We start from the raw sequence: 14,641 nt of genomic DNA on the forward strand, positions 1-14,641 counted from the left end.
CCCAACCTGCCGATAACCCTACTAATCACATGCCTACCCCCGCATCCCCACTCGACCGAGCCCACCCCATGAATCCACTCTCCCTCCTGAAAAAATCCCGGCCCGCTCGCCAAGGCACCACCACCCTCACCAGCACCGCCAACAACCTGGACGCCGCACTCACGGCCCTGCGTATCACCCCCACCCTGATCACCGGTTTCATCTCCCCCCACCTGGACATCGACGCCATCGCCGCCAAGCTCAAGCGTCGTTTCCCCCAGTCCACCCTCAGCCTGTGCACCACCTCCGGCGAGCTCTGCAATGCGCCCGGTTCGCTGTATTGCGCCACCGGCGAGCGCTGGGACCGGGTGGTGTTGCAGTTGTTCGACGACAGTCTGATCGCCTCGGCCGAGGTGGTGATGGTGCCGTTGGAGTGTGAGGACATTCGCGGTGGCGGCACTCGCCTGGGGATGCAGGAGCGGATTGCCAAGTTGGTGGCGAATATCAAGCGGGTGCAGGTGCGTACGTCGATCGATCATCGCGATACCTTGGCGTATGTGGTGTTCGATGGGTTGTCGGCGTCGGAGTCGTTTTTCATGGAAGCGCTGTATGAGTCGGGGCGGTTTCCGTGTTTGTTTGTGGGGGGATCGGCCGGGGGTAAGTCGGATTTCCAGAAGACGCTGATTCATGACGGCCAGCGCAGTTATCAGAACCATGCGCAGATTGTGTTCCTGAAGACGGCAGCCCATGTGCGGTTTGGGGTGTTCAAGAGCCAGAATTTCAAGGCGGCGGATTTGACCTTCAGTGTGCTGACCGCGTCGGTGGAGGACCGTACGATTGACCAGGTGATCGACAGCAGCGGCAATATCAAGAGCATGGTGCAGGCGCTGTGTGATGCGTTCAGTTGCGCGCCCCAGGCGTTGGAGTCGAAGCTGGCGGATTATTCGTTTGCGATTCGGGTGGGCAGTGAGTTGTTTGTGCGGTCTATCGCGCGCATCGATTATGAGCAGCAGATCGTGCAGTTGTTTTGCGACGTGGCGCCGGGCGAGGAGTTGGTGATGGTGCGGCGTACCCCATTGCGGGAGGCGACGCGCCTGGACTATGAGCAGTTCCTGCGCGGCAAGGGTGGCCAGCCGGTGGCGGGGATTTTGAATGACTGCATTCTGCGCCGGCTGAATAACGGCGCCGAGCTGGGCAGCATGGCCGGCACGTTTGGGGATGTGCCGTTGGCGGGGTTTTCGACCTTCGGGGAGATTCTGGGCCTGAACCTGAACCAGACGCTGACGGCGATTTTCTTCTTTCGTGTGGCCAAGGGTGCGAGTTTCAGTGATGAGTACGTGGACAATTTCATCGCCCATTACGGCGAGTTCAAGGCGTTTTTCCTACGGCGTCAGGTGAAGAAGCTGGCGGGGTTGAACCATGTGGTGGTCAAGCAGATTACCGCGTTCAAGAACAATGACTTCACCGACACCCTGAATACCCGAGGTCTGGACCGCAATATCCTGCCAGTCTTCGAGGGCCTGGCCGACTTGGGCCTGGTGTTGGCCCAGGCCGAGCGTCAGCAGGAGGACATCGCTTCGCAGCTCAAGCATTACTCCGGCGAGTTGCACGCCTCGATGGATGAACTGGTGGGGACCATCGACCAGCAGAACGCCGTGTCGGCCCAGGCCGGATCGACGGTGGAAGGGCTGTCCAGCCAGGCGGATGTCGCGGTGCAGGGGGCGCGCACGCTGGCGGGGTCGAGTTTGCGTATCCAGTCGATTGTGCAGGTGATCCAGCAGATCGCCGGGCAGACCAACTTGCTGGCGCTCAACGCCGCCATTGAAGCGGCGCGCGCCGGCGACCTGGGCCGGGGCTTTGCGGTGGTGGCGGACGAGGTGCGCAAGCTGGCGGAAATCACGCGCAAGAATGCGGCGGAAATTGGTGTGGATATCGACTTGTTGTCGAGTGAAATCCAGCGGGTGGCCCAGCAGATTGAAGACCAGTCCACCGGGGTGGGTGCGCTGCGGGAGATGCTGGATGTGCTGGAGGCGTCGAGCCGCGCCACCGAAGGCACGGCGCAACGGACCAAGACCATTGCGGATACGTTGACGGGGTTGACCCATGGGTAGGCGTTAACGGCAGGTAAAAAATGGCGCGGGGCTCATGGCTCTGAACGGGGGATTCAGTGCATGATGCGTCGCTCATATCAAGGACGATAACAACAGTGAAAAACGCCCTCGCCGCCCTGCTGTTGCTGTGCCTGACCGCTCCAGCCTTCGCCGCCGAAAACCCCGTCGGCTTCAAGACCGTCACCCTGCCCGATGCGCAAGACAAGCGTCCACTTGAGCTGGTCGTCTGGTACCCCGCCACCACCACCGACAAACCTACCCTGATCGCCGACAACGCGGTGTTCATCGGTGCCCTCGCCGTACCCGACGCGCCGCCGGCTGCCGGCGAGCATCCGCTGGTGGTGCTCTCCCACGGCTACGGCGGTAACTGGGGCAAGCAGGTGTGGCTGGCCAGTGCGCTGGCGCATCAGGGCTACATCGTGGCGGCGGTCAACCACCCCGGCACCACCACCCAGGATCGCAACCCGCAAACCGCCGCGCAGTTATGGCTGCGCCCGGCCGACCTGAGCCGCGCGATCGATGCGGTATTGGCCCGGCCGAAGCCATTTGGCGCGGTCGCGAATGGCCAGATTGCCGCCGTGGGCCATTCCCTTGGCGGCTGGACCGTGCTGGAAATCGCCGGGGCGCGCTTCGACCCCGAGCTGTTCAGCCGCGACTGCAGCGCCCACCCCAAGCTCGGCGGTTGCATCGGCTACCAGGAGATGAACCCCGCCGGCACGCCAGAAGGTAAAGCGCGCTTGGCCGCTGATTTGAGCGACAAGCGCGTCACCGCCATCGTGTCCCTGGACCTGGGCCTGTCCCGCGGCTTCACCGACGCCAGCCTGGCTGCATTGCCGGTACCGGCGCTGGTGATTGCGGGGGGCGTGCCATCGGAGGATATGGACCCGCAGTTGGAGTCCGCCGACATGATCAAGCGGCTGCCTGAAGCAACGACGAAGTACGTGGAGATCGCCGATGCCACCCACTTCAGCTTTATGTCGATCTGCAAGCCGGGGGGCATGGCGCTGATTGAGGAGAGTTCGCCGGGCGACGGCATGATTTGCCGCGATGGTGAGGGGGCTCGGCCGAGGGCGGTGATTCAGCAGCAGGTGGTGGGGCTGATCAGTGAGTTTTTGGGGCTCAAAGCGCCTAACTAAAGAAAAGGCTATTCAAGAAAAAACGAATCAAATACGATGCATAAGTGCATTAACCCTCACGGATGCATTGTATAGGATGCAAACACTATGGACGATTTAGGTTTCCTGATCAAAAACCTGCGAAAGGCGGCTGGCCTTTCCCAAAGCCAGCTCGCACTTCGGCACGGTATGAGTCGTGCAACCATCTCCGGAATCGAGAACAACACCATCCCCGAAGTGGGAATTCGCAAGGTGGCTGCGATCCTTGAAGGGTTAGGGTACGAGTTAACCGCGACACCTAAGCGTCGACGCAAAACACTGGATGAACTGAAAGCAGAAAACGTCCATGACTAGACAAAGCGATCGGCTGCACATCGGCGCCAGCGGCGTGTATGCCGGAATACTCGGGCGCAGCGAAGAAAATCAGCGCGATTCGGTGTTTTCATATAACCAGGCAGTCACCGAAAAGAACGCGGTTTCCCTTACCATGCCCGTGCGCCTGGAGAGCTACATCTGGGCGTATGGCATCCATCCCCTGTTTGAGATGCATCTCCCCGAAGGCCACCTGAAAGCGGAGCTTGTGAGACGTTTCAGCAAGTCCGTGCGAGGTTTTGATGACTTCGCATTGCTGGGTATCGTCGGCCCCCATCAGTTGGGCCGAATCAGCGTCGCCCGAGCCACTGCGGATGAGTTACTACCTGAAATAAAACTCTCCGAGTTGCTCGTGTATGACGGGGCGAAAGATCTGTTCGACGACCTGATGAAAACCTACGCAGCCTACTCAGGCGTTTCTGGCGTTCAGCCGAAGGTACTGGTGCGCGACGCTGACGATACGAATCCTGACGTTGCGCGTCTCACCCATCGTGGCGCTACGCACTTGGTGAAGGCCTTCAATGATTCAGACTTCGCGCAACTGGCGGCCAATGAGTTTTTCTGCATGCGTGCGGCACTTCATACAGGCCTTGAAGTGCCTGAATGCCAGTTGAGTCAGCAGGGTAAGTTTCTGGTGGTCAAACGGTTCGATATCGGTGACAGCGCCTACCTTGGTTTTGAGGATATGTGCGTCTTATCCGGATGGGGGACAGATAAAAAGTACGACGGCAGCTACCAGGGCTGCGCGAAGTTGATCAAGACTTACGTCTCTCCTTCTCTTGTGACTAAGGCACTTGAGGACTTCTTTATGATGGTGGCGCTCTGCGCAGGCATACAAAATGGAGACGGGCACTTGAAAAACTTTGGCCTGCTCTATGAGAACTGTGCAGAAGATGCCGATATTTGGCTCGCGCCGGCTTACGACCTTGTGACGACCACGGTGTACCAAGTCAACGATATTATGGGTCTGTTGCTCGGCGGCTCAAAGGCTTGGCCAAAACGTAAGATGCTGGTCCAGTTCGGGCGCAGTTCGTGCAATTTGACAGAGGCTCGTTGCAATGAATTGCTCGCCAGAGTCCACAGCGGCATGAGCCGTGCGATGGTGGAGCTTTCGGACTATCGAAGCACCCACCCGGAATTTGATGTTGTTGGGGAAAAGATGACCGCTGCATGGGCGACAGGGCTGGCGAGGAGTATTGAGCTGCCGTGATTTTGCTTGCCTGGTATATGTCGTTCTTCAAGCCGGGGGGCATGGCCGAGGCCGGTGATTCAGCAGCACGGCTGACTATTTATCGTTTTAACGCTATTGAACTGCGGAGCGAACATGCAAGAAAGTAAACACCCGAAAGGACTGGGCGGTTGGTTGATCGTGGTGGGATTGGGCCTGTTTATAGCCTTGGCGCGCCTGGGTTATGCCCTTATCGCGGTGTATTACCCGATATTCGCAGATGGCTCGTTCAGTCTCCTCACCTCATCCGGCACGACGATGACTAACGCCCTGTGGGGCGCGATCCTGATTTCAGAAACCCTCGTCAATGCAGTCTTTATCGCGGCCTTTGGTTATTTGGTTTACCTGTTCTTCTGCGAACATTATTTATTCCCCAAGGTTTATATCGTCACGCTCATCGCCTCGGCTGTTTACGTTCCACTTGATGCATGGCTCAGCTCGCTTGTTCTGGTGGATGAACCCATATTCGACTACAACACGACCAAGGAAACCGTCCGCGGCTTAGTGTCCACCTCGATCTGGGTCCCCTACATACTGTTCTCCAAAAGGGTCAAGGCAACGTTTGTCCAACGCCGGCCGGTTGCGGCGCAAGCGCCGGGCATCGTCAGCCCTTGACGCGGTGAGCATCGAGCGCCTGCCGGATGGCCGGCAGGCTGCCAAAGCGATGCCGCTGAACTACGCAGCCTCCCTCACATCGATAGCACTGATGATTACTATCGAACCGCTCGCCTATAGGGTGGTCAGGCCCGATTCCTATAATCGCCTCCCAATTCCTCCCCTTCGCCTGGCCACAGGCGACATCCCCCTTGGAACCCAGCATCATGCCAAGTGCCCTCCAGGCCCCCAGCGGCCGTCCCGAACATAATCAGCAAAGCGTCAAACAGCAGTGGCTGGCAATCCTCTCGGTCGCGGTGGGCGCTTTCGCCCTGGTGACCAGTGAGTTCCTGCCGGTGGGTGTGCTCAACGACGTCGCCAGCGACCTCGGTATCAGTGCCGGCCACGCCGGGCTGATGGTGACGTTGCCCGGCATCATGGCCGCCCTCGCTGCGCCGTTCCTGTCGGTGAGCATTGGCGCGATGGACCGGCGCTACCTACTGATCGGCCTGACGTTGATCATGATCATCGCCAACTCGGTGGTGGCCTTTGCCAGTGACTTCAGCCTGCTGCTGTTCGGCCGTGTCTTGCTGGGCATCAGTATCGGCGGGTTCTGGGCCACGGCCATTGCCCTAAGTGGGCGCCTGGCGCCCAGGGGTGTGGACGTGGCGAAGGCCACCTCGATCATCATGATGGGCGTGACCCTGGCCACCGTGCTCGGCGTGCCCGTGGGCACCTGGCTCAGCGGCCTGATGGGCTGGCGCATGACGTTCCTGGTCACCGCGCTGCTGGGCGTGCCGGTGCTGCTGGCGCAGGTGTTCCTGCTGCCGCGGCTCACCCCGGAGAAGGCCATTCGCATCAGTGACCTGCCGGCGTTGTTTATCAACCCACAGGCGCGGATCGGGTTGATCGCGGTGCTGTTGATCGGCCTGGCGCACTTTGCGGCCTACACCTATGTGGCGCCGTTCTTCAAATACAGTTCCGGCTTCGACGGGCCGACGATTGGTTCGCTGTTGCTGCTCTTCGGCGTGGCCGGGGTGTTCGGTAATATCTTTGCCGGTTTCGCCGCCAACCGCAGCGTGCGTCACACCCTGTTGCTGGTGGCGCTGATGATCGGCACCAGCACCGCGCTGTTCCCCCACTTCGCCACCGGCATGACCGGCGCAGCGATGCTGATCGGGCTGTGGGGCTTCGCCTTCGGCGCCTTCCCGGCCTGTGCCAGTATCTGGATGTTTGTGGTGGCGCCCAAGGATGTCGAACGCGGCATGCCGCTGTTCGTGGCCTTGTTCCAGGTGATCATTGCCTTGGGTTCGTTCTTCGGCGGGCGCATCGTCGACCAACTGGGCAGCTCGGTGCTGTTGAGCCTGGCCACGGCACTGGTGGGCTGCGGTTTTGTTACAGTGCTGGTGCTGGGGCGCAACATCAGTAATAGCCTGGCGGCCCAGCCTGGCTAAACCGAGGGTCCATGGATACCGCCAACGACGCTTCTTTCGCCTATCAGGCGGTGTACCGCTACCTTGTCGAGTTGATCGAGGCGAGCCCTTCGGCAGGCGAACGCCAACTGCCGTCCCTGCGCCAGTTGGCCCGGCGCCTGGGCGTGTCGGTATCAACCACCAAGTACGCCTATGCGCTGCTGGAGGATGAGGGGCGTGTCCAGGCCAGGCCCAAGCGTGGCTATTTCACCCGGGCCGTGCCGGCGCCGCTGTTGAGCGAAGGTTCGCCTGATTTGCTCGACCAGGTGTTCGCCAACGCCCGCCAGCCGGGCATGCTGGCCCTGAGCAGCGACGCCCCGGCGATGCTGCTGTCATTGGAAAACCCGCTGTTGATGATGGAGCGCGAACTGGCCCGCCAGTACCCGCGTGCCCTCACGCCACTGTACCTGCCGTTCGGCGAGCCCGAGTTGCGTGCGGCGCTGGCCGCGCGCTACACCCAATCCACCCAGCGCTATTGGCAGGCCGAACAGGTGTATATCGGCTCGGACCTGCACAGCGTGCTGGACCTGTCGCTCAGCGCCCTGGCGTTGCGTGGCACGCTGGCGCTGGTGGAGTCGCCGTGTTCGTGGGCGGTGCTGCGTCAGTTGCAGGCGGCGAATATCCGCGTGATTGAAATGCCCCTCGGCGCGGACGGGCGCTTCGACCTGCCCGCCTTCCAGGCACTGCTCGAGCGGGAGCCGATCCGCCTGGCGGTGCTGTCATCCAGCGTGAACGTGCCCCAGGGCGGCGTGATGCCAGCGCAGGATAAACAGCAGATCTGCCGCTGGCTGGCAGAGCGGGACATCTGGCTGTTCGAAAACGACACCTACGGCGAGCTGTATTTCGAGGCGCCCGCCGCCCGCTATCGCGACTTTGCCGACCCACAGAAACTGCTGGTGTTCTCGACCTTCGACAAGGTGATCGGCGCGGAGGCGCCCTACGCTTATGTGCTGTGTCGCGGGCAAGGGCCGCAGTTGCAGCGGGTGTTCCTGGAGCGGGGGTTTCGCCTGTCGCCGACCCGTCAGAAAGCGATTGCCAAGCTGCTCACCTCCGGGCGCATCGACCAGCACCTGCTGATGCTGCGCGCGGCCTTGCGGGAACGGATGACGCGCATGAAAGCCTTGCTGGAAACGCACGGCGAGTGGCACGTGGTCGAACCCCATGGCGGCGCGAGTTTCTGGCTGGAGGCCAGGCGCCCGGTCGACATGGGGCAGGTGTTCGAGCGCCTGCTGGCCCAGCGTGTCGTGATCGCTCCGGGGCAGTTGTTCAGCCTGCACGGCAACTGGCCGCATCACCTGCGCCTGAGCTACACCCTCGACTGGAGCAAGGATATCGCCCAGGCCGTGCAGCTGTTGGCCCAGGCGATCCGTCAAAGCCCGTAGCAGTGCCGCGCTTCGGGGAAGCGGCCGTGACGCACGTCTTCGGCGAACTGCCCGCACGCTTCGCGGATCACCGCGCCGACATCGGCGTACTGCTTGACGAAGCGCGGCAGATGCTCGCCGCCCAGGCCCAACAGGTCTTCGGTGACCAGCACCTGGCCGTCGCAGGCCGGTGAGGCGCCGATGCCGATGGTGGGCCTGTCCGAGTCCTGGGTAATCTGCCGCGCCACGCCTTCGGCCACACCCTCGAGCAGCAGGCTGAAGGCGCCCGCCTCCAGATTGGCGCGGGCGTCTTCGGCAATCACTGCGCCGGTTTCAGCCGTGAGGCCCTGGGCCTTGAACCCACCCATCACGTTGACGAACTGCGGCATCAGCCCCACGTGCGCCATCACCGGAATACCACGCGCCACCAGGAACGCCACGGTGCCCGCCAGCGCCTGGTTGGCTTCCAGCTTGACCGCGTCGCAGCCGGTGCGCGCCAACACCTGGGCGCAATTGCGGAACGCCTGTTCATGGGATTCCTGATAGCTGCCAAACGGCATGTCGGCAATCACACAGGCCAGGCGCGTGCTGTCGACCACGGCGCGGGTGTGGCCGATGATTTCTTCGAGCTGCATGCTCAAGGTCGACGGCCGGCCATAGCCGACCATGGCCGTGGAGTCACCGACCAGAATGAAGTCCACCAGCGGATCGATCAGCCTGGCGATGGCGCTGGTGTAGGCCGTGAGGGAGACGATTTTCTGCTGGCCTTTCATGGCGACCAGTTGGGGCACGGTCATGCGTTTGGTGCGGGTGTGCAGGCTCATGGTGTGTTCCTTATCGCGTTCAATACTCGGGGAATGCGGGGCCCGAGTATTGGCGAAAGGCGCGGCTATTCAATGCACAGATCGGCGCTAAAAAGCGACCCAGGCAGCCGTCGCGGTTTTTTAAGCTGGTATCATCCGCGCACGTACACGCCAGGTAACAACCCATGAATCGCCAGAAAAAACTGCAACAGCTGTTCAAGGCCAAAGCCAAAAAAGCCAGCGCCAAATTGGCACCGAAATCCAAGGATAAGTACATCAGCAAGGCCGAGCGGGAAAAGCTGGCGGCTGAGGCCGCCCAGGCGCCAGACATGTCCCCCGAGGATTAAATCAGCAACCGCTCAGCGCTTCGGGCCGGCGCTCACCCGCGAAAAAGAACGGACGCAGGCGCACGCCCACGCCGTTGCCAATAAACGCCGCCACCAGCCACACCCAGCCATGCAGGCTGCCCGAGGCGATACCGCTGAAGTACGCGCCGATGTTGCAACCGTAGGCCAGGCGCGAGCCGTAGCCGAGCAGCAGGCCGCCGATCACCGCCGCCAGCAGCGAACGCGCCGGGATCTTCAGGCTGGGGGCAAAGCGTCCGGCCAGGCCGGCGGCCAACAGCGCACCGAGGACGATGCCGATGTCCATGACGCTGGTGATGTCTTCCCACACGGGCGCAGCCAGGGCCTTGGCGTTGCCCGGCATTTGCCAGAACGCCCAGCTGGCCACGTCCACACCCAACCCGTTTGCCACCTTGGCGCCCCACAGCGCGAAGGCCGAGGTAATCCCCCACGGCCGCCCGGCCAGTGCCAGGGTGGCGTAGTTGAGCAGCGCCAAACCAATCGCGCCCCATACCAACGGCCATGGCCCACGCAGGAAGCGGCGCAGGCCTTGGTGTTCGCTGGTCACGCCGGCTTCAAGCTGGCCGTGGCGGCGCTTTTCCAGGCGCACGGTGACGGCCGCGATGAGCGCAAACATGGTCAGGCTGGCGAGCAACGCCGGCACCACGCCAAAGCTCTTGACGATGGACACCGCCGGGAATGCCGGCAACGCAAACCACCAGTCCACATGATGGGTGGCGATCAGCGAACCGCAGATAAAGAACAACAAGGTCACCAGCATCCGCGCATTACCGCCGCCCACCGTGAACAGCGTGCCCGAGGCACACCCGCCGCCCAACTGCATGCCGATGCCGAAAATAAACGCGCCAAACACCACCGACACCCCGGCCGGCGCCACCAGCCCGACCACCGGTTGCCCGAACAACGTGCCCGCCCCCAGCGCCGGGAAAAACAGCAGCACCGCCAGCGCGAGCATCACCATCTGCGCCCGCAGGCCAGCGCCACGGCGATCATTGATAAACACGCGCCAGGCGGAGGTGAAGCCGAAGGCAGCGTGGTAAAGGGTCAAGCCCAGTGCGGCGCCGACCACCAGCAACAGCACCTGGCGCGAACCGACGCTGTTTTGCAGGAACAAGGCGCCCAGCACCAGGATGACAAAGGCCACCAGCGGCGCGACAGGCTTACGCGCAGGGGTGAGGGAAAGAGAGGTGCTCATGGAGTATCTCGGTTTGATTTGAAGGGGTGATTGCGAAGGGGCGAGTATAACCTGTGGGCGTTGTCGATCTTCAGCGAGGCTGCGATAGCGGTGTGTCAGGCAACGTAGATGCAAGCGATGCCACCGCCATCGCAGCCTCGCCAGGGCTCGATAACCCCTCTAAAATTCAACATAACCAATTGATTTTTAAGGGTTAAAACTTAACCAAAAAGTCTTGAGTCTTGCATAAACAATTTCGGGCTGACCGAATTCCTGTGGTGAGCGGGCTTGTCCCGCGCTGGGGTGCGAAGCGCCCCCTGATGAAGATGAATGCGGTGTATCAGGTACTCCTCCGCGCCTGGTTTTGGGGCTGCTGCGCAGCCCAACGCGGGCGGTGCGACGATTCGACAAGCCCGCTCACCACAGGGGTCCCAGTTGGCGACACAACAGCCTCTCGCTCCGGCGACCTTGTATAGGGGGGTGGGGTATGAAACACTCCGCCGCACTATAGGTAGGGGGGGTATACCGTGAGCCATATCGCAGCCAACAAAGACAGCCTGATAAAACGGGTAAAACGCATCGCCGGGCAGATTCAGGCAGTGGAAAAAGCCCTGGAGTCGGACGCTGACTGCGCCAAGACCCTGCACCTGGTGGCCGCTACGCGCGGCGCCATCAACGGCTTGATGGAAGAGATCATCGAAGAACACGCCAGGGCGCACGTGGCAGACCCCTCCCTCAGCGAGGAAGAACGCAACAAGGGCGTCGAAGAACTGCTCGAAGCCATCCGGCGTTACGCCAAATGACGCTCATGACAAACCACGCCCACGACCATGTGTTCCTCGGCGCGGCCCACGAAGAGAACGCCAGGCGCACCCTGTGGGTGGTGATGCTGACGGTGGTGATGATGGTGGCGGAAATTGCCGCCGGTTACTTGACCGGCTCCATGGCCCTGCTGGCCGACGGTGTTCATATGGCCACCCATGCGGGTGCCTTGGGCATTGCCGCCGCAGCCTATGCCTACGCCAAACGCCACGCGCGCAGCCCGCGCTACAGCTTCGGCACCGGCAAAGTGGGCGACCTGGGTGGCTTCGCCTCTGCGCTGATCCTGGCGCTCGTGGCCCTGGGCATTGGCGTCGAGTCGGTGATCCGCCTGCTGGAACCCACCGAGGTGCAGTTCGGTACCGCGACCCTGATTGCCATCGTGGGCCTGGTGGTGAACATCGTCAGTGCGCTGTTGCTGGGCCACGGCCACAGCCATGACCACGACGACGAACATCATCACCACGGCAACGACAACAACCTGAAGTCCGCCTACGTGCATGTGCTCGCCGATACGCTGACCTCCGTGCTGGCCATCGCCGCGCTGCTGGCCGGCCGTTACCTGGGCTGGGTGTGGCTGGACCCGGTGATCGGTATCGTCGGCGCCATCGTGATTGCGCGTTGGGCCTGGAGCCTGATGGGCGCGACCGCCGGCGTGCTGCTGGATCAGACCGATGAGCACGTCGCTGCCGAGATCCGCGAGTTGGTCGAACACCCCGGCGACGCCAGGATTACCGACCTGCACGTATGGCGCGTGGGCCCCGACGCCCACGCGGCGATTGTGAGCGTGGTCGGCCAGCCGACGACGGATGCAGACAGCATTCGCGAGCGCCTCAAGCCGGTACATGAAGTGAGCCACCTCACCATTGAGTTTCGTTCGGCGTGAGTGCGCCCCTTTACCCCATTTCCAGGTGACCCCTTGGCTAAAGACATCGAAAACCCCTGCGTCTCCACCTGCCAGCTCAGCGGCGACCTGTGCGTCAGCTGTGGCCGCAGCAAGGACGAGATCCGCAAGTGGAAACGCATGAAGCGCCCCGAGAAAATGGCCGCCGTGCAACGCGCAACCCAACGCTTGAAGACATTGAAAAAAGCCAAGTAAGCCGCTTGATCAGGAGCGCCCTACCGATCCCGATACCGGCAGATTGCCCAGCAATTTGAGCCCTGTGCTTTTCACAAAGGTGTCGTAGTCCATCGGCTTCTGGATGCGCGTTTCGGCGTTGGGCAGCACGTAGGCCCAGGCGCGCTGGCTGGAGGCGTCGTACACCAGCTTGAACAGGCGCGTCGGCACCCAGACCTGGTTGGCGCCGATGGTGCTGTAGCCGGGGTCGAACAGCGGCCCGGTGAACACATACACGTCACCGCCCGCGCGCACCGCGAACTTGCGCACGTCGGCCTCGACCTTGCTCCAGATCTTGCGGTTGTTGGTGGGGTCCTGGGGCACCATGTTCGACAGCGCAAAGGATTGGGCCATGGCCTTGGCATCGGGGGCATCGGCGGCCGGAGATTGATGGCCGCGATCCATGGCCGGTTGCTGGCCATGGTAGTCGCTCAACTCGGCCCGCGCGCCCTTGGGAATGCGCGGGTCCGCGTAGAAATGGTTGGTCCGTTCCTCGCCTTTGGCGTCCTTGAGCTGGCGGGCGTTGAGGCGCTCGACCACCACCAGCGGCGTCTTGCTGGTTTGCGAATACAGCACGGCGAAATGGTCGGAGCAGAGCGCCAGGGGTTTCATGCTGGCGGGGATGGTTGCGGTTTTGATCGGCGTCGCGCCAGGGAATACATCGGCACAGCTGTCGAACGACAACTGCCGTTCCTGAGTGGAATAAAGGTCTATCGCACCACGGGCATGCGCCCCGGCCGAAAACAGGATAAAGGCCGATAGCCCAACTGCAATGTTGCGTAGGTGCATGGATTGAATCTTCGAAGGAAAGTGAAGCGGCAGGCTCCGCGCACGGAGCCAAGTGAATGATATTTCGAGGATTATGGACTAGCAGATGTCAGATTAGTGCCCGAGCGACGCCGGTTTTCCCGCATCCCGCGCGCCCGGCTTGAAGCCATGGGCGCTGGCCACCCAGGCAATGGCAAACGCCACGGCCACCAACAGCAGCATCGCCCACGCAAATGCGCCCACGCCCCAGGTGTCCAGCAGCACGCCACCAACTACGCCGCTGCCGGCAATCGCGCTGTTCCACGCCACCACGTTCAGCGAGAGCGCCACATCCGCGCCCTCTCCCGCCGCATCCGCCAGGGCGGTTTGCAGCAAGGTCGCGGCGCCGCCGAAGCTCAGGCCCCAGACCGCCACGCCGAGGTAAATCACCTGCGGCATCGTTCCCAGTAAGCCGAACACCAGGCTGATGAGCGCAAAGCTCGCCAGGCTTGCCAGCACGGTGTTGCGCAATAACGGCTCAACCAACCTGGCCGTGAGCCAAATCCCCACCAGCGCGGCCATCCCGAAGACCAGCAGCACCAGGTCCACGCGCTCCGCCAACCCCGCAGGCGCCACGAACGGTGCGATGTAGGTGTACAGAATGTTGTGGGCCAGCATCCAACTTATCACCACCGCCAGCACAGGGCGCACCCCCGGCGTGGTCAGCACCTTGCCCAGCGACAGGCGTTGATGGGCGGGCTGCGGCGCGTAGTCCGGGACCTTCACCAGCACCCAGGCGATCAGTATCAGGCTCACGGCCGACATCAGGCCGAAGGTGGTGCGCCAGCCCACCAGGCCACCGAGCCAGGTGCCCAGCGGCACCCCCAACGACAGCGCAATCGGCGTGCCGACCATCGCCAACGCCAGTGCCTTGCCCTGTTGGTGGGGCGCAACCATGCGCCGCGCGTAACCGGCCAGCAGGCTCCAGGCCAACCCCGCCGCCACCCCGGCAAAGAAGCGCGCCACCAGCGTTACGCCATAGTGGGATGACAACGCAGTGATCGAGTTGAACAGCAGGAAGCCGACGATGGTCAGCAGCAGCACATTGCGCCGGCGCCAACTCCGGGTGGCAATGGTCATGGGGATCACTGCCAGCACCGAGCCCAGCGCATAGGCGGTGACCATCTGCCCGGCCATCGACGGCGAAATCGCCAGACCATCGCTGATCAACGGCAACAGGCCGGCGGGCAGGGTTTCGGTGACGATGCAGAGGAAGCCCGTCATGGCCAGGGCGAGCAAGGCACCGATGGGCAGGCGCTCGGATGAGGCCGATAAGCTGAGTGAGGGGGTCACGGGAAACTCCTTGGGCTGACTTAGATACTGA

The 14,641-nt window shown here is 62.3% G+C and carries 15 protein-coding genes; 11 read left to right on the plus strand and 4 right to left on the minus strand.

Going from position 1 to position 14,641, the window contains the following annotated elements; genetic code table 11:
• Positions 1-68: 68 nt before the first annotated feature.
• From BB029_RS19460 to BB029_RS19495, 7 genes are all read left to right on the plus strand, one after another.
• A complete protein-coding gene (locus tag BB029_RS19460; protein WP_065940436.1) occupies positions 69-2,090 on the plus strand; it encodes a methyl-accepting chemotaxis protein in 2,022 nt (673 codons plus the stop codon).
• 95 nt (positions 2,091-2,185) lie between these two features.
• Positions 2,186-3,226, plus strand: a complete 1,041-nt coding sequence (locus BB029_RS19465; protein ID WP_065940437.1) for an alpha/beta fold hydrolase — start codon at positions 2,186-2,188, stop codon at positions 3,224-3,226.
• Positions 3,227-3,313: 87 nt separating this feature from the next.
• Positions 3,314-3,559 (plus strand): helix-turn-helix domain-containing protein, encoded by a 246-nt coding sequence (locus BB029_RS19470; RefSeq protein ID WP_027604011.1) that lies wholly within the window; start codon positions 3,314-3,316, stop codon positions 3,557-3,559.
• Positions 3,552-4,787: a type II toxin-antitoxin system HipA family toxin gene (locus BB029_RS19475; protein WP_065940438.1), complete on the plus strand. Its 1,236-nt coding sequence runs from the start codon at positions 3,552-3,554 to the stop codon at positions 4,785-4,787. The genes BB029_RS19470 and BB029_RS19475 overlap by 8 nt, the downstream gene beginning before the upstream one ends.
• A 114-nt stretch (positions 4,788-4,901) precedes the next feature.
• Positions 4,902-5,420, plus strand: coding sequence for a DUF2569 domain-containing protein (locus BB029_RS19480; protein ID WP_065940439.1), 519 nt, complete (start codon positions 4,902-4,904; stop codon positions 5,418-5,420).
• A gap of 206 nt (positions 5,421-5,626) precedes the next feature.
• A complete protein-coding gene (locus BB029_RS19490) occupies positions 5,627-6,853 on the plus strand; it encodes an MFS transporter (protein ID WP_065940441.1) in 1,227 nt (408 codons plus the stop codon).
• An 11-nt stretch (positions 6,854-6,864) separates the two neighbouring features.
• The gene (locus BB029_RS19495) at positions 6,865-8,253 is read left to right on the plus strand and encodes a PLP-dependent aminotransferase family protein (protein WP_065940442.1); all 1,389 of its coding nucleotides are present in this window, start codon (positions 6,865-6,867) and stop codon (positions 8,251-8,253) included.
• Here the strand turns inward: BB029_RS19495 and panB are convergent.
• Positions 8,241-9,056 (minus strand): 3-methyl-2-oxobutanoate hydroxymethyltransferase, encoded by an 816-nt coding sequence (gene panB, locus BB029_RS19500; RefSeq protein WP_065940443.1) that lies wholly within the window; start codon positions 9,054-9,056, stop codon positions 8,241-8,243. The two genes, BB029_RS19495 and panB, sit on opposite strands and share 13 nt — an antisense overlap.
• Before the next feature lie 164 nt (positions 9,057-9,220).
• On the opposite strand from panB, the gene BB029_RS19505 reads away from it, so the two are divergent.
• Positions 9,221-9,382: a DUF2986 domain-containing protein gene (locus BB029_RS19505; protein ID WP_065940444.1), complete on the plus strand. Its 162-nt coding sequence runs from the start codon at positions 9,221-9,223 to the stop codon at positions 9,380-9,382.
• Between the two features lies 1 nt (position 9,383).
• Here the strand turns inward: BB029_RS19505 and BB029_RS19510 are convergent, their stop codons facing one another.
• Complete coding sequence (locus BB029_RS19510; protein WP_065940445.1) at positions 9,384-10,595, minus strand: YeeE/YedE family protein; 1,212 nt, start codon at positions 10,593-10,595, stop codon at positions 9,384-9,386.
• Between the two features lie 506 nt (positions 10,596-11,101).
• On the opposite strand from BB029_RS19510, the gene BB029_RS19515 reads away from it, so the two are divergent.
• The 3 genes from BB029_RS19515 to BB029_RS19525 are packed head-to-tail and all read left to right on the plus strand — an operon-like array spanning position 11,102 to position 12,492.
• Complete coding sequence (locus BB029_RS19515; RefSeq protein WP_032885919.1) at positions 11,102-11,377, plus strand: metal/formaldehyde-sensitive transcriptional repressor; 276 nt, start codon at positions 11,102-11,104, stop codon at positions 11,375-11,377.
• Entirely contained in the window at positions 11,374-12,279 is a 906-nt protein-coding gene (gene dmeF, locus BB029_RS19520; RefSeq protein WP_065940446.1) for a CDF family Co(II)/Ni(II) efflux transporter DmeF, read from the plus strand. The genes BB029_RS19515 and dmeF overlap by 4 nt, the downstream gene beginning before the upstream one ends.
• 33 nt (positions 12,280-12,312) lie before the next feature.
• Positions 12,313-12,492: a DUF1289 domain-containing protein gene (locus BB029_RS19525; protein ID WP_065940447.1), complete on the plus strand. Its 180-nt coding sequence runs from the start codon at positions 12,313-12,315 to the stop codon at positions 12,490-12,492.
• 9 nt (positions 12,493-12,501) lie between these two features.
• On the opposite strand, the gene BB029_RS19530 is transcribed toward BB029_RS19525, so the two are convergent.
• Positions 12,502-13,299 carry a DNA/RNA non-specific endonuclease gene (locus BB029_RS19530; protein ID WP_065940448.1) on the minus strand — a complete coding sequence of 266 codons (798 nt, stop codon included), beginning with the start codon at positions 13,297-13,299 and terminating at the stop codon, positions 12,502-12,504.
• Positions 13,300-13,392: 93 nt separating this feature from the next.
• The gene (locus BB029_RS19535) at positions 13,393-14,610 is read right to left on the minus strand and encodes an MFS transporter (RefSeq protein ID WP_065940449.1); all 1,218 of its coding nucleotides are present in this window, start codon (positions 14,608-14,610) and stop codon (positions 13,393-13,395) included.
• Positions 14,611-14,641 lie beyond the last annotated feature (31 nt).

The sequence above is a fragment of the Pseudomonas sp. S3E12 genome (assembly GCF_001702295.1).
GTDB lineage: Bacteria > Pseudomonadota > Gammaproteobacteria > Pseudomonadales > Pseudomonadaceae > Aquipseudomonas > Aquipseudomonas marginalis.

Coding starts and splice junctions, on each gene's coding strand:
- BB029_RS19460 (WP_065940436.1), top strand. CDS start 69: ATGAATCCACTCTCCCTCCTGAAAAAATCCCGGCCCGCTCGCCAAGGC.
- BB029_RS19470 (WP_027604011.1), top strand. CDS start 3,314: ATGGACGATTTAGGTTTCCTGATCAAAAACCTGCGAAAGGCGGCTGGC.
- BB029_RS19475 (WP_065940438.1), top strand. CDS start 3,552: ATGACTAGACAAAGCGATCGGCTGCACATCGGCGCCAGCGGCGTGTAT.
- BB029_RS19480 (WP_065940439.1), top strand. CDS start 4,902: ATGCAAGAAAGTAAACACCCGAAAGGACTGGGCGGTTGGTTGATCGTG.
- BB029_RS19490 (WP_065940441.1), top strand. CDS start 5,627: ATGCCAAGTGCCCTCCAGGCCCCCAGCGGCCGTCCCGAACATAATCAG.
- BB029_RS19495 (WP_065940442.1), top strand. CDS start 6,865: ATGGATACCGCCAACGACGCTTCTTTCGCCTATCAGGCGGTGTACCGC.
- panB (WP_065940443.1), bottom strand. CDS start 9,056: ATGAGCCTGCACACCCGCACCAAACGCATGACCGTGCCCCAACTGGTC.
- BB029_RS19505 (WP_065940444.1), top strand. CDS start 9,221: ATGAATCGCCAGAAAAAACTGCAACAGCTGTTCAAGGCCAAAGCCAAA.
- BB029_RS19510 (WP_065940445.1), bottom strand. CDS start 10,595: ATGAGCACCTCTCTTTCCCTCACCCCTGCGCGTAAGCCTGTCGCGCCG.
- dmeF (WP_065940446.1), top strand. CDS start 11,374: ATGACGCTCATGACAAACCACGCCCACGACCATGTGTTCCTCGGCGCG.
- BB029_RS19530 (WP_065940448.1), bottom strand. CDS start 13,299: ATGCACCTACGCAACATTGCAGTTGGGCTATCGGCCTTTATCCTGTTT.